Origin of the sequence: Nostoc sp. FACHB-892, from assembly GCF_014698795.1 — a bacterium.
Lineage (GTDB): Bacteria > Cyanobacteriota > Cyanobacteriia > Cyanobacteriales > Nostocaceae > Nostoc.
This window is the reverse complement of the sequence record NZ_JACJTR010000012.1, coordinates 22,797-36,328: the sequence shown is the minus strand read 5'-3', so window position 1 is coordinate 36,328 and position 13,532 is coordinate 22,797. Positions and strand designations below refer to the sequence as shown.

Sequence of the window (13,532 nt, the reverse complement as noted above, 5' to 3'; positions counted from 1 at the left end):
GAAACTGGAAGTTAGTATTATCGCTATTTCTTTACTTTTCTACAACTAAAATCAAATTCGGAAAAAATGTATTGTTTCAAATTCTTGGAACAGCCTTTTAGTCAAATCTTTTAATCTAAAATCTAAAATCCAAAATTGATATAACTCCCAGTTAATTAGGTTAAATATTATGCGAGTTTCTGCTACTGCAATTTTTACTTTAGCTACTTTAGCTGCTGCCAATGCCACTCAGCAAGCAACGGCTGCAACTGCCAAAACCGTTACTCTAACTCCAAAAGCTGGTAACTTGGTAGTCCCAATAATTGAAGACACTCCCGCACGGATAGAGACGATTGCTTCCCCAGAAACTATAGTTGCACAACAATTTTCTCAAAATCCTGTCGCCGTGCAAACAGGTGCAAACAAAAATTCCAGCGTAGTCTTAAAGTCAGCACAACAATTAAATTCCCAAGTCATCCTCCCTGTTTCCCCCACCTCCTCTGCTCCCCCATCTCCCAAAACCTCTACTACTGCAAGCAATTTAGTAGTCACAGCTACAGATGTACAGATAGTGGGAGCTAATCAAGAATTGCAACAAATTATTCGCCAGGTAATTAAAACCCAGGTGGGTGGAGAAACTAGCCAAAGTCAGCTACAAAAAGATGTAGCTGCAATTTCGGATATAGGTTTATTTAGCAATGTTAGTGTGAATAGCTTTAGTACAAAGGCTGGATTAAATGTAGTTTATCAAGTGCAACCAGTGATTGTGCGATCGCTGCAACTATCTGGCGCTAAAGTTCTCACTTACCAAGTAGCTCAACAACAGTTCCAATCTCAAATCGGAACCACCATCAGTCCTGCCAGACTCCAACAAGCAGTAGCACAAATTAATAAGTGGTACGCCGACAATGGTTATAACTTAGCACGAGTGCTATCAATTAAACCCAGTTCTCAAGGTATTCTCACTGTGAATGTCGCTGAAGGCTTGGTGAGTAATATCAAATTTCGCTTTATCAACGATGAGGGTAAAACTGTTGATAGCAAGGGTAATCCCGTGGGGGGACGCACCAAACCAGATTTCCTGCAACAGCAACTAAAACTAAAAACTGGTCAAATCTTCCAAGAAAATGTAGTTAAACAAGACATACAACAGCTATATCAGACTGGTTTATTTGAAAGTGTGAATGTTGCCTTAGAAGGGGATGCGACAAAATTAGATTTAGTCTACCAACTCAAAGAAACTGGGGCGCGTGGTGTTAACTTAGGTGGTAGTTACAATGCTGATCAGGGATTAGTAGGCACAATCAGCTATCAAGATCAGAATGTTGGTGGTGTTAATGATACTTTAGGTGTGAATATTGGTGTAAGTAGCCGAGACTTGCAGTTTAATACTAAATTTATCAGTCCCTATCGGACAACAAACCCCGATCGCTTGGGGTACACTGTGAATGGTTTTCGTAATCAGCAAGTTTCGGAAACCTTTGACGACACTATTAAGCTAGCTAACGGCGACAAAGTGCGGGAAGGTAAAGTTGGCACAAGTGTCAGCTTACAGCGACCAATTGACGACTGGAAGACCTCATTAGGATTAAACTATACCCGAACTAGCATTCGCGATCGCCAAGGTAATATTACTTCAACTGACGCTCAAGGCAATCCCCTATCTGCGAGTGGAACTGGCGTTGACGACCTAACTACCGTATCCTTCACCGCCACCAAAGACCAACGGGATAATTCCCTCAATCCCACTAAAGGTTCCGTCGTGAGTCTGAGTACAGAACAATCTGTGCCCATCGGTCAAGGAAATATTTCTCTCAATCGCCTTAAAGCCAATTACAGCCAATATTTGCCAGTGCAGTTATTTAACACCAAACAGCCACAAGTATTTGCGGTGAATGTCCAAGCTGGTACTGTCCTTGGAAATTTACCGCCCTACGAAAGCTTTAACTTGGGTGGTTCCAACTCAGTACGCGGTTACGATTCTGGAGATGTAGGGAGTGGTCGCAGTTATGTGTTAGCTTCCGCAGAATATCGCTTTCCCGTCTTACCAATAGTAGGGGGTGTATTATTTGCCGACTTTGCCTCAGACTTAGGTTCTGGTGATACTGTATTGGGAAATCCAGCAGGTGTGCGAGACAAACCAGGTTATGGTTTTGGTTATGGGGCTGGAGTACGAGTAAATTCACCCTTGGGTTTAATCCGGGCTGACTATGGCATTAATGACCAGGGAGAAAGCAAAGTCCATCTAGGCATCGGGCAGCGATTTTAAGAAAGTCAGCATTCAGAGTATTAAAGATGACTAAATTCGTGTTCTAAAGCCAAATCATTGAATTGCTCTTTGCCTTTGTAACAAGTAGCCAATCAAGCCGTCCTTCCTCGCTAACATCACAAATTTGGGAGACAAATTGAGTCTGTTTTCTACTCCAGAATTTATTGACTCTCGCGTTATCCTATAAAGATAAAACTCTTGTAATCATGGGGAGGTCTTTCTCACTTGGAGAGTTCCAACAACTAAATCATCCCATCCCGTAAGATAGACAGGCAAAAACCCTGTCCTATGTACATATATGATAGGGAAAATTTTTTGCAAATCCCCCAAAACTCAAAACTCGCTACTTATCTGCTCACTCAAGACTCAGGACTCTCTATGTTAGCAGGCACAATTTTGCAGGATGGAAAATATACCCTAATTCAAGAAATAGGGCGGGGTGGCTTTGGTATAACCTTTAAAGCTACGCATCACTACTTGGGTCAGGAGGTGGTGATGAAAACCATCAATGAACGGCTGCGACAACATCCTGATTTCGCGAAATTTGAGCGCCAATTCCAAGATGAAGCCAGACGATTAGCTACGTGTATCCACCCAAATATAGTCCGAGTTAGTGACTTTTTTGTGGAAGCCGGACTGCCTTACATGGTGATGGAATATATTCGTGGCGAAACCTTGGGAGATGCATTTGTATTACCAGGGATACCATTACCTGAAGCTACAGCAATTCATTACATCCGGCAAATTGGGGCAGCCTTACAGGTAGTGCATAATAACGGTTTGCTACATCGAGATGTCAAACCAGATAATATTATTCTTCGTCAAGGAACCCAGGAAGTAGTACTGATTGATTTTGGCATTGCCAGGGAATTTAATGGCGGTGTCAGGCAGACTCACACCGGTATGGTTTCTGAAGGTTATTCTCCCATTGAGCAGTACTTGACACAAGCACCGCGCACACCCGCCACCGATGTTTATGGTTTAGCGGCAACTTTGTATTCACTGTTAACAGCACAGGTTCCGATGCCAGCATTATTGCGCGATCGCGAACAAATGCCTTCCCCCCGCGAATTGCAACCACATTTGAGTGCTTCTGTCAACCAAGCCATAATGCGCGGTATGGCGGTGGAATCTCGTTTTCGTCCAGCGACAGTTGCTGAATGGTTACAACTGCTACCTGGAAATGGGGTGAATATGACACCGCAAGCCTTACCCACTTATGCAGTGCCAACTGTCAATTTATCTGCTCAACAGGCAGCAACTTTAATTGGAAAAACTGTCCAAAATGGCATTCATAGACCATCTAGGTTGGCGCAGCCCAACTCAGGTATCGCTAAGGAAAATGTAGCGGCTAAAAAACAGGGTTCATCTAAAATATTCATTGGTATAGGTGTAGCTCTAGTTGCTGCTACGGCAGGTTTTAGCATCACTAGCATCTTACCCAAGTTTCAACCGCAGCCAAGTGCAAAGCCCCTTTTTGAACAGCCAACTCAACAACCAGCCGCGAAAGTACCTAACTCAGAGAGTGGTGAAGAGACTAACACCACCTCAAGAACCGAATCAGCACCTGTTCCTAATTCCAAGCAGCGTCGGCGCTATCGTCGTTCTTCCCCGCAAGAAACTCCCAGCAGCGCTACACAAGAATCACAACGTGGCGATTCCGAACAATCCGCACCTTCACCTAACGTTTCTCCCACACCCTCGCTAGTGGAGAAACTACGGGCTATCCGTTCATCTCGTAATGCTTCCCCCGCACCATTACCACAAAATAACTCACCCACTTCTAATCAAAATTCTGCTTCGCCTCAACCGGTGATTCCGTCAAATTCTGTGGTTATACCACCAGTAGCGCCACCGATAGAATCTAAACAGTCAGATCCTTCTGCTGTAGTAGTACCAACATTAGAAAAGCAAAATTCACCGACTGATATTCAACCCCAGAATAATCAGAAATTTCAGGACAAGCTACAAGATGACAATAATTATTAAATTTTTCAATCTAAAATCCAAAATCCAAAATCTAAAATTGAATAACGGAAATTGCCTTATTTCATCTTCTGTACAAGAACTTCCCCCTTCTTATTAATCTTCACTGGGTTTTTAGGAAAAGCTTGAGCATTCAAATAACGCATAAGCTTCACAGTCCGAAAACGCTGATCAATATGAGGTATTCCCTGCTTATCCATCCGCACGGGGATAACTTTACTTGATACCAAATCTCCCACCGAGTTGAGTTTAACTTCTAAAATCATTGAGTCACCCGTCTGGGCATTTGTAGATAAAGTTCTATATCCTAAGAAGTTTCCTAAAGAATAGGCGATCATTTTGCCCTTATAAATTTCCATCGCTCTCGGAACATGAGGCCCATGTCCTAGTACTAAGTCTGCTCCCGCATCAATCATGTTTCGAGCGAACTTAATCGAATTACCTCGATTTTCTCCATAAAAAAACTCTGTCTGATTTTTAACGTGTAGCGCCCCCGTTCCTTCGGCTCCAGCGTGCATTGATACTACTACAATGTTGGCCTTATTTTTAGCTTCTGCTACGAGTGCTTGGGCTGTTCCTAAATTATGAATGGAATTATACATTTCATAAGGAGAAAACCCGATCATTGCCACCGGGATATTGTTAGCTTCCAGATAAAGAATTTGATTTTTATGGCCTAATGTTGCAATGCCCACAGCCTCAAGATTTTTCTTTGTATCTTTGAACCCTACCGGGCCAAAGTCCATTGCATGGTTATTCGCCATATTAAATACATTAAAACCAGCTTCAGCAAATAGCCGAGCATATCCAGGTGGGGAGCGAAAGGCAAAGACTTGTCCTCGACTAATATCTTTGGCAGTGTAGGGATAATTAGTTAAGCTACTTTCAAAGTTACCAAACAAGATATCAGATCCTTGCAAGTGAGTTCTCACTGACTTTGGTAATAATTTATCTCGAAACCGGGGTAATCTATGGTTAGGGAAATTAGTGCCGGGAATAATATCTCCAACGGCTTTGATAGTAATAGTCTCTGGAAAGGTTTGTTCTTCTGTTGTTGATGGCGTAAGTTCAGGGATAACTAATGGAAATTGCACAGGCTCAGTAGGTGTAATAGCAGCGTTTAATCGCTGTGATTGCCCAAGCCTGATAACGACTCCTATACTAATGCCTAGATATAAACTGACGCTGATAAAACTAAATGAGAGCGCTTTACCCATGCTGCGGTTTGCCATCGTTCACTCCTCACATGATGGCATTAGTTTATCCCATAAATCTGTGCTATTAGTGTATATTTTAATGCAAATTGTACAATATTTGACTAAGTAAATACGCAAATATAATACCGTTCCACACAACATCCTTTATATAGTTAGGGGCGCATAGCTATGCGCCCTTACTTGCAAATAATCATAAGTAAAATCTATGAAGCCGAACACGATCGGCTTATCTAGTTCTTTAGTAATCATTTTCAACGGAGAGGGGGGGATTCGAACCCCCGTTGGGTTTCCCCAAAACGCATTTCGAGTGCGTCACCATGAACCGCTCGGACACCTCTCCAGCTATATAATCCACACATTTGAGCGTTCAAATGCCGTGAAGTAAGGGAAATCTTAGGACATCTCCTATATTACTATAACATTATCGGTTTATCTGCGTAAGGAAATGCTTCAAAAGTACCGCATAGGCTCGTCGTAGACATCGCTTCTGTAACTGCCAAGGTATTATGTAGTCGAACATTATGCAGTATACAGCTTGAGGTTTTGCATGAAAGTAGCAGTCTTCAGTACAAAAGCCTATGATCGGAAGTTTTTGTCAGCTGCAAATTCTTCCACTCAACACGAGCTAGTATTTTTTGAACCCCGCTTAAATCGGGATACCGCTATCCTCGCCGCCGGATTTCCGGCGGTTTGCGTATTTGTACATGACCAAGTTGACGCGCCAACTTTAGAGCTTCTCGCCTCACGGGGAACTCGACTGGTTGTCCTGCGCTGTGCAGGGTTTAACAATGTAGACTTACAAGCCGCAGCGGATTTAGGAATAACCGTTGTGCGTGTTCCCGCCTATTCACCCTATGGGGTAGCAGAACACGCTGTGGGATTGATTTTAAGTCTGAATCGCAAAATTCATCGTGCCTATAACCGTGTTCGAGAAGGCAATTTTTCCCTAGATGGACTGTTGGGATTTAATTTGCATGAGCGCACAATAGGCATTGTCGGCACAGGCAAAATCGGTCTGATTTTAGGACAGATTATGAAGGGGTTTGGCTGTAACCTACTCGCCTATGATGTTTATCGAAATCCAGAATTGGAGGCGCTGGGTGGAAAGTATGTAGAATTGCCTGAGCTATTTGCCAACTCGGATATTATCTCTCTACATTGCCCCTTGACTGCCGAAACGCATCACTTGATTAACGCTGAGGCTATAGAACAGATTAAGTCAGGCGTGATGCTAATTAATACTAGTCGAGGAGCGCTGATTGATACCCAAGCAGTGATTGAGGGATTGAAGTCTGGCAAGATTGGTTATCTTGGTGTGGATGTCTACGAACAAGAATCGGAATTGTTCTTTGAGGATTTATCTGGTGCAATTATTCAAGATGATATTTTCCAGCGTCTGACGACGTTCCCCAATGTACTCATTACTGGACATCAAGCCTTTTTTACAGCAGAAGCTCTCCACAATATTGCAGAAACAACTTTTGCTAATATTGCTGATGTTGAACATGGTCGACCTTGCGCCAATGAAATTCGCGCTCAAGTGTCAGCTTAGGTAATGGTTGGCGATCGCAATTACTTTGAACTAAAATCACTCATCATCAGGCAAATTCTCCATTTCCTCAGTAATTAGCGTCTGAAAATCTTCGTCACAATGATTATGCAGCAGTTTTAGCGGTGAGAGTTGTCAATCAATATGAACGATAGGCAACGCGGAGACTTTGGACTAAAATCACCAAAGATGCGATCGCCATTAACCCGCCCCAAAACCAGTAAGGTAATAGCAAATACCTTTGCATTTGCGCTGTATCCGAGAGTCCAAGGGAACCAGCAGAACTACTAAATAGATAATCAAGTTGATGGAACGTACTCACACAAGCTTGTACACCCAAGAATTGAATAGCAAATCCTTGCGCCCAACGAGGCGCTTTCAGAGCGATACCTAAGATTGTTAAACCCAGCAAGGGAATTGCCACCAATCCAAACCAGGAACGTACCCAGATTAATGTGGAAAATAGCAAAAAACTCCCTAATATTTTTAAACAGAGAGTTGCTGCTGTAAAACTGCGGGAAGCCAAAATCAAAGCTGCACCGGCAAGAGGCGGCCCCATTGGACCTGCTGCTGCGACCATTGCCGGGCCAATTGGCCCCAATGACGACCGGATGCCATAAGTTGCAACACCGGAGCCATTGCCAAAAATCTCTAATTTCTGAAACTGTCCCCCTAATAAAACTGCCATTAAGCCGTGACCCATTTCATGAAACCAAGTTGCCAAAATTGTAAATGGGTATAAGATATAATCCCCTCCCGGAACTTGCCATAGTAAAGCAGTTGCGATCGCTGCTGCAATTAGCCAGGTTAGCCCCATGCGCTCAACAACTGGCGGAGCTTCTTTGGTAAGCAAGGGTTCAAAATTTCTGCTCGGTTCCCTCATAGGTCGCTCTATTTTAGATTTTCTGGAAAATTCAAAATCTTAAATTGATAGTGTATTTTCTCTATCCTAATGTACTTAAACTGACAAGCATTTAAATTAGATGTAGTCAACAGTTAAAATACTTGCTGCACTTGACTTGAAGTTATTTATTTTTCAATCTTTAATTGCTAAACAATGCAACAATTCGCACCTTGAAGCGACGGCTGACAACTATAGGGTTATCAAGAACAACATAGTTATCCGTCGCTTGTTTGATGCGGTTCATTTGTTTTCCTCCAAAAGGGATGCCGGAGGATGGGCAAAAGATGCCTAGACTGATGTCACAATTAATGAAAAATCAGTTAAGCAAGTTGAAAAAGGAACGTCATTAAGTCTCCTTTACCCAAGCTAATGCGATCGCCTGGTCGCAATCGATGACGATTCCCTGGTAAAAGGGGCAAGTTATTAATGTAAGTGCCATTAGAGCTTCCCACATCTTCTACATAGTGAGCGTCTCCCTCAACGCGAATATCTGCATGAATCCGCGAGACAACTTCTGAATTGGGAAATCCCGAAACGTCTATATCTGGGGGAATTCGGTCATTAGGCTTGCCGATATGAATCACAGAGAGATTTTGCGGCAATTCAATTAGCCGATCAGTTTGAACGTGGATTAACCGCGCTATAACCTGCTGCAATTGCGTTCTGGCAACCGTTCCAGTTGGTGCTGGTGCTGCTGGTGGGGCTACTTTGGCTTCAGAGGCTGGCGCTGGTTCCAACGGTGGTGGAGTAGGAATACTTTGTACAGAGACTACGGGTTGAGCTACGGGTTCTGCGGGGCTGATTTCTGTAACAGATACCTGTGGCGCTGGTTCTGGGGGAGCTGCCACCTCTGTTGCTGGTAAAGATGATATGGGAGGATGGGAGTTAGTAGAACTGCTCATTCCCAAAGCATCTGGTTGTAAAAGTTCTAACAGGGGATCGGGTGGTACTAACGGCGGTACTTCCACAGGAACATCGGGAGTAACTGTTGTAGCTACCGTAGTATGAACGTGTGGAACTCCTGCTGAGTGAAGGTTATAGCCACACTGACCGCAGAATGCAGCATCTGCCTGCACAGTTGCCCCACAACTGGGACAATTAGTAGTCGCGGGTAACGGTGTATAGCAAGCTTCACACTGGACAGCGCCATCAGGGTTGGGATGGTTGCAATTAGGGCAGACGATCATCGATATTTAGCCTTTGTTCAAGATCATCATAAATATTAGGTAGGACTGGCAAGCAGAAGGCGGCCCTAACTTTAGATTCTAGCAATTACTGCTGATGGAAGGATGAATTGGACACTTGTGGGAGGGGCAGGGGGCAGGGGAAGCAGGGGGGGCAGGGGAAGCAGGGGAAGCAGGGGGAGCGCTATTGAGCCATGCCCAATGCCCAATGCCCAATCCCCAATGCCCAATTCCTCATTAATGTTGAAGTTCTAAACCTGCTGCCGCATCTAGCAACCACCGAAGTTCTCCTTGTGGCCGAATTAAGCGGGATGGGTAAGCGAAATCATCGGCTACAGGTGCAAAGACTTGCGCCAAAGCTGGTCGTTTATTAGCACCAGCAACCAGAAAAATCACACTGCGACCAGAGTTGATGAAGGGATATGTGAAACTTATCCGGGGATTTCCGTCTTTGTTACCCACGGTAACTAGGCGATCGCGTACTTTGAGAGCCTCTGTGTGGGGAAACAAAGATGCGGTATGTGCATCATCACCCATTCCTAGTAATACTACATCCAATGAGGGAAACTCGACCCCAGAAGAATTGAAAAATTCTTTGAGATGTTGTTCATACTTAGCAGCAGCTAGTTCTGGATTGGCTTCCAAGGTGGGTACAGGGTGAATGTTAGCTGCTGGGATGTCAATGCGATCTAGCCATGCCCGACGCGTCATCAGTTCATTGCTATCGGGGTGATCTGGTGGTACGTAACGCTCATCGCCCCAAAATATATGAATTTTTTCCCAAGGCAGTTTTTGAGTAGCGATCGCTTCGTATAACGGTTTAGGTGTACTGCCGCCCGATAAGGCAATAGTAAACTGCCCCCGTTGCTCAATGGCAGTTTCTAACTTAGACAATATTAATTCTAGCGCTCGTGCAACCAGCGCTGGCTGATCCGGTAGAACTTCAACAGTTTTGTTCATGACTTCATCATCATATTGCTGGCTTCCAGCAATACCATACCGAACTTATTACAATCCCCCTTTTTAACTTTTGAAACATTTAACATCGTAGATTAAGTAGGCTGGAAAAACGTAGATGCTCATTATCACTTTCAATGGGAAGTTGTCAGTAGTGAGTCATACTAACTACTAACTCCTCTGATGATTATTTTTATTTACACCCAGTTACTTGATACTTTGTTGATGATCGCCACAAAGGATACATTTATTAATTCTTATTAAAAATTAATAAACCTAATTAATTATAAACAGCGCTTCCCAGTCAGCGATCGCTTCGCGTTGGGCAATTAACAATTCCTGAATTCCTTTTTGGGCGACATCTAGCAGCTGATCCAACTGAGTTCGGCTAAAGCTGCCTTCTTCGGCTGTTCCTTGGACTTCAATAATTCCTAGTTGTTGATTCATCACCACGTTAAAATCTACAGTTGCAGCCACATCTTCGATATAATTTAGATCCAAAAATGGCTCTCCCTCCAGTAATCCTACGGAAACTGCTGCTACTTGTCCACACAGAGGCGATCGCTCCAATGCTCCCTCTTGCAACAATTTAGAAATCGCATGAGCCAATGCTACAAACGATCCTGTAATGGCTGTTGTCCGGGTTCCAGCGTCTGCTTGCAAAACATCGGCATCCACAGTTAGCGTGCGTTCTCCCAGTGCCTCAAAATCCACTGCTGCGCGTAAGCTGCGGCCAATTAAACGTTGAATTTCTTGCGTCCTTCCAGATAATTTCAATAATTCCCTTTCTTGGCGTTTTTGGGTAGCAGATGGTAGCATTCGATACTCAGCAGTTAGCCAGCCTTTACCCGTTCCTTCGAGAAACTTAGGAACTCCCTTATTAACGCTAACGGTACAAAGTACTTGAGTATCACCGCATCTTGCGAGAACAGAACCGGGGGCAAAGCGGGTGAAACTGGGATAAAAGCTGATCGGACGTAGTTCGTAAGCAAGACGACCGTCAGGACGCTGCCAAGCCATTGGAGTTGCCTCAAGATTTACAATACTGCCTTAAGATTACCTTAGTGTTGCAAATCATCTTTTTGGGGAATTAGACATTGAGCATTGGGCATTGTAAAGAGGAGGCAGAAGTTCTTTAATTTTGAATTTTGAATTTTGAATTGATTTACTCCCCCTGCTTGTTTATCTAAGGAACTGAAAGCAGAGTCAAAATATTTTGCTGCACCATATCTGGTGACTGGTCGCCGTTGATGGTTAATAGGCAGCGACGACGGTCGTAATATTCTAGGATGGGAATGGTGCGATCATAGAATAATTCTACACGCCGTTGCACGATTTCTGGTTGGTCATCTGGTAGCGATCGCCCCAAAGATCGGCTAACCATGACTGCTTCAGGGACTTGTAGATAAATCGCCCAATCTAGCTTTTGCGCTAAATTATCCAATAAAAAATCTAATTCTTCAGCTTGGAAAGCAGTACGGGGATAGCCTTCTAAGACCCAATTGCAATTAATATCTGGTTGTCTAAGGCGAATTCTGATTAATTCAATGATCATTTCATCCGGAACCAACTCCCCAGTTTCCACATATGGCCGTGCGTGGTAACCTAGTTCACTCAGGCTAGTGTAAACCGAAAGAGAAGTCCGGGGATCGGCTTGTGAGCTTTGGAAGTCCGGGAGGAGCTTATCGCCAAATATCGCTTCCCGTAAAATCTCACCTGTAGAAATCAAAGGAATATCAAAGTATCTGCAAAGCCTTTGCGCTTGAGTACTTTTACCCGATCCTGAACCTCCCAGAATCACCAATCTCACAAAAATTAGCTCCTCATCTTGTCAAATTCACTACCTGCTAAGTCTGCTTTGCCCAAACAACCGATAACTCTAACATTTAGAGATTTTCAGCCGTTATGCCCAGCTTTTTTAAATAATTGGAACTCCAACTCATGTGTTTTTATTTTTACAACTGCTTTCAGAGAAAAAAGAAAATGACTCTTGACTTCAGCACAAACGTAGTGTTTGACTAAGAATGCAATTTGCCAAATTCATCAAACCTGTGAAAAACAGATTGAGCATACAGGCAGATTTGTAATAAGTACCGCCAGCATAAACTTCTAATTTATTGTAAATTTTTGAACTTAACCCTATGGTTGCCCAGCTAGAGACTCCAAGTATAAATTCAACTCTAACCTTACCATATCCAGTTGAAGGACTAGTGCAAGTTTTCACTAGTTCCCATCGCAACTTTTTTACGAGCGTTATGGCGCAAGCACTGAGGATAGCTGGACAAGGAACGCCAGTATTAATAGTCCAGTTTCTTAAAGGAGGTATTCGTCAAGGGCAGGATCGACCCATACAATTAGGACAAAATTTAGATTGGATTCGCTGTGATTTGCCTCGTTGTATTGATACACCACATTTAGACGATACGGAAAACCAAGCTTTACAAAAGCTGTGGCAATATACACAACAAGTAGTGTGTGAAAGTAAGTATTCTCTCGTTGTCTTAGATGAGTTAAGTTTAGCGATTAACTTTGGTTTAATTCCTGAAACGGAAGTTTTAGCGTTTCTGGCAAAACGCCCTCCCCACGTCGATATCATTCTCACAGGGCCGGAGATGCCGAAATCTATTTTGAATGTAGCAGATCAAATTACAGAAATACGCCGTAGTTATCGACCTTAAAGAAAATACTCAAGTCGTGCTAATATATCAAGTCTGTTTAAATTAACATTAGTAGCGAACTTGTGATTAAGAACGATATCTGGATTACTGAAATGGCTCAACAGGGTTTGATTTCGCCCTTTGAGCCAAGTTTAATCCGAAAAGTACAAAAAGATGAGTCTGTAGCGGTTCAACCTGTAATTAGCTACGGTTTGTCTTCTTATGGCTACGATATACGCCTTTCCTCGGCTGAGTTCCGTATTTTTCGCCACATTCCCGGAACTGTAGTTGATCCCAAAAACTTTAATCCCCAAAATTTGGAGCCAACAGCACTGCACACAGATGTCAATGGCAGTTATTTTATTTTACCTGCTCATTCATACGGACTTGGGGTTGCTCTAGAAAAACTAGAGGTTCCTGAGAATATTACTGTAATTTGCATCGGTAAATCTACGTATGCGCGTTGTGGCATAATAGCAAACCTAACGCCTGCTGAAGCTGCATGGCGAGGCCATTTAACTTTAGAATTTTCCAACTCTTCTAGTGCTGACTGTCGCATCTATGCTAATGAAGGCGTAGTGCAATTGCTATTTTTAGAAGGCGAACCCTGCGCTATTAGTTATGAAGCCCGTCAAGGTAAATATCAGGATCAACTAGAGATTGTTACATTAGCAAAGGTATAATGGAACGTTTTTAAATAACTCAATTTAATTCATGTTCCTGTTGAGCTAAATCCTCCTGAACTTTTAGAAGTTATATCCAGTTCTTTTATAGCTTTGATGGAAACTGATAAAACTGGTTTGATAACCATCTGTGCTATTTTCCTACCT

Annotated in this window: 11 protein-coding genes and 1 tRNA gene; 5 read left to right on the top strand and 7 right to left on the bottom strand. The window is 43.2% G+C overall.

The window, feature by feature from the left end; all coding sequences use genetic code 11:
• Nucleotides 1-169: 169 nt before the first annotated feature.
• On the top strand, nucleotides 170-2,248 hold the full coding sequence (locus tag H6G96_RS17430; RefSeq protein ID WP_190912618.1) for an outer membrane protein assembly factor: 2,079 nt from the start codon (nucleotides 170-172) through the stop codon (nucleotides 2,246-2,248).
• A 378-nt stretch (nucleotides 2,249-2,626) separates the two neighbouring features.
• Entirely contained in the window at nucleotides 2,627-4,237 is a 1,611-nt protein-coding gene (locus H6G96_RS17425) for a serine/threonine-protein kinase (RefSeq protein ID WP_190912748.1), read from the top strand.
• Nucleotides 4,238-4,293: 56 nt separating this feature from the next.
• On the opposite strand, the gene H6G96_RS17420 is transcribed toward H6G96_RS17425, so the two are convergent.
• Entirely contained in the window at nucleotides 4,294-5,466 is a 1,173-nt protein-coding gene (locus H6G96_RS17420) for a CapA family protein (protein WP_190912617.1), read from the bottom strand.
• Between the two features lie 240 nt (nucleotides 5,467-5,706).
• Nucleotides 5,707-5,791: transfer RNA gene (locus H6G96_RS17415), tRNA-Ser, on the bottom strand.
• 207 nt (nucleotides 5,792-5,998) lie between these two features.
• Here H6G96_RS17415 and H6G96_RS17410 point away from each other — a divergent pair.
• Nucleotides 5,999-7,003 (top strand): 2-hydroxyacid dehydrogenase, encoded by a 1,005-nt coding sequence (locus H6G96_RS17410; protein ID WP_190912616.1) that lies wholly within the window; start codon nucleotides 5,999-6,001, stop codon nucleotides 7,001-7,003.
• Nucleotides 7,004-7,139: 136 nt separating this feature from the next.
• On the opposite strand, the gene H6G96_RS17405 is transcribed toward H6G96_RS17410, so the two are convergent.
• From H6G96_RS17405 to H6G96_RS17385, 5 genes are all read right to left on the bottom strand, one after another.
• A complete protein-coding gene (locus H6G96_RS17405; RefSeq protein WP_190912615.1) occupies nucleotides 7,140-7,883 on the bottom strand; it encodes a M50 family metallopeptidase in 744 nt (247 codons plus the stop codon).
• 341 nt (nucleotides 7,884-8,224) lie between these two features.
• Nucleotides 8,225-9,091 (bottom strand): FHA domain-containing protein, encoded by an 867-nt coding sequence (locus H6G96_RS17400; protein ID WP_190912614.1) that lies wholly within the window; start codon nucleotides 9,089-9,091, stop codon nucleotides 8,225-8,227.
• 234 nt (nucleotides 9,092-9,325) lie between these two features.
• A complete protein-coding gene (gene pgl / locus H6G96_RS17395; protein WP_190912613.1) occupies nucleotides 9,326-10,048 on the bottom strand; it encodes a 6-phosphogluconolactonase in 723 nt (240 codons plus the stop codon).
• A 273-nt stretch (nucleotides 10,049-10,321) separates the two neighbouring features.
• Complete coding sequence (gene rph, locus H6G96_RS17390; RefSeq protein ID WP_190912612.1) at nucleotides 10,322-11,065, bottom strand: ribonuclease PH; 744 nt, start codon at nucleotides 11,063-11,065, stop codon at nucleotides 10,322-10,324.
• 166 nt (nucleotides 11,066-11,231) lie between these two features.
• Entirely contained in the window at nucleotides 11,232-11,855 is a 624-nt protein-coding gene (locus H6G96_RS17385; RefSeq protein ID WP_190912611.1) for a nucleoside monophosphate kinase, read from the bottom strand.
• Nucleotides 11,856-12,186: 331 nt separating this feature from the next.
• Between H6G96_RS17385 and H6G96_RS17380 the strand changes: the two genes are divergently transcribed.
• Together H6G96_RS17380 and dcd are read left to right on the top strand one after the other, a co-directional pair.
• Nucleotides 12,187-12,723, top strand: a complete 537-nt coding sequence (locus tag H6G96_RS17380) for a P-loop NTPase family protein (RefSeq protein ID WP_190912610.1) — start codon at nucleotides 12,187-12,189, stop codon at nucleotides 12,721-12,723.
• A 92-nt stretch (nucleotides 12,724-12,815) separates the two neighbouring features.
• Nucleotides 12,816-13,385 (top strand): dCTP deaminase, encoded by a 570-nt coding sequence (gene dcd / locus H6G96_RS17375; RefSeq protein WP_199326633.1) that lies wholly within the window; start codon nucleotides 12,816-12,818, stop codon nucleotides 13,383-13,385.
• The last annotated feature ends 147 nt before the right edge of the window (nucleotides 13,386-13,532 follow it).

What these genes read in the sequence shown, in the direction of transcription:
- H6G96_RS17430 (WP_190912618.1), top strand. Translation starts at nt 170, where the DNA reads ATGCGAGTTTCTGCTACTGCAATTTTTACTTTAGCTACTTTAGCTGCT.
- H6G96_RS17400 (WP_190912614.1), bottom strand. Translation starts at nt 9,091, where the DNA reads ATGATCGTCTGCCCTAATTGCAACCATCCCAACCCTGATGGCGCTGTC.
- pgl (WP_190912613.1), bottom strand. Translation starts at nt 10,048, where the DNA reads ATGAACAAAACTGTTGAAGTTCTACCGGATCAGCCAGCGCTGGTTGCA.
- H6G96_RS17405 (WP_190912615.1), bottom strand. Translation starts at nt 7,883, where the DNA reads ATGAGGGAACCGAGCAGAAATTTTGAACCCTTGCTTACCAAAGAAGCT.
- H6G96_RS17410 (WP_190912616.1), top strand. Translation starts at nt 5,999, where the DNA reads ATGAAAGTAGCAGTCTTCAGTACAAAAGCCTATGATCGGAAGTTTTTG.
- H6G96_RS17380 (WP_190912610.1), top strand. Translation starts at nt 12,187, where the DNA reads ATGGTTGCCCAGCTAGAGACTCCAAGTATAAATTCAACTCTAACCTTA.
- rph (WP_190912612.1), bottom strand. Translation starts at nt 11,065, where the DNA reads ATGGCTTGGCAGCGTCCTGACGGTCGTCTTGCTTACGAACTACGTCCG.
- H6G96_RS17425 (WP_190912748.1), top strand. Translation starts at nt 2,627, where the DNA reads ATGTTAGCAGGCACAATTTTGCAGGATGGAAAATATACCCTAATTCAA.
- dcd (WP_199326633.1), top strand. Translation starts at nt 12,816, where the DNA reads ATGGCTCAACAGGGTTTGATTTCGCCCTTTGAGCCAAGTTTAATCCGA.
- H6G96_RS17420 (WP_190912617.1), bottom strand. Translation starts at nt 5,466, where the DNA reads ATGGCAAACCGCAGCATGGGTAAAGCGCTCTCATTTAGTTTTATCAGC.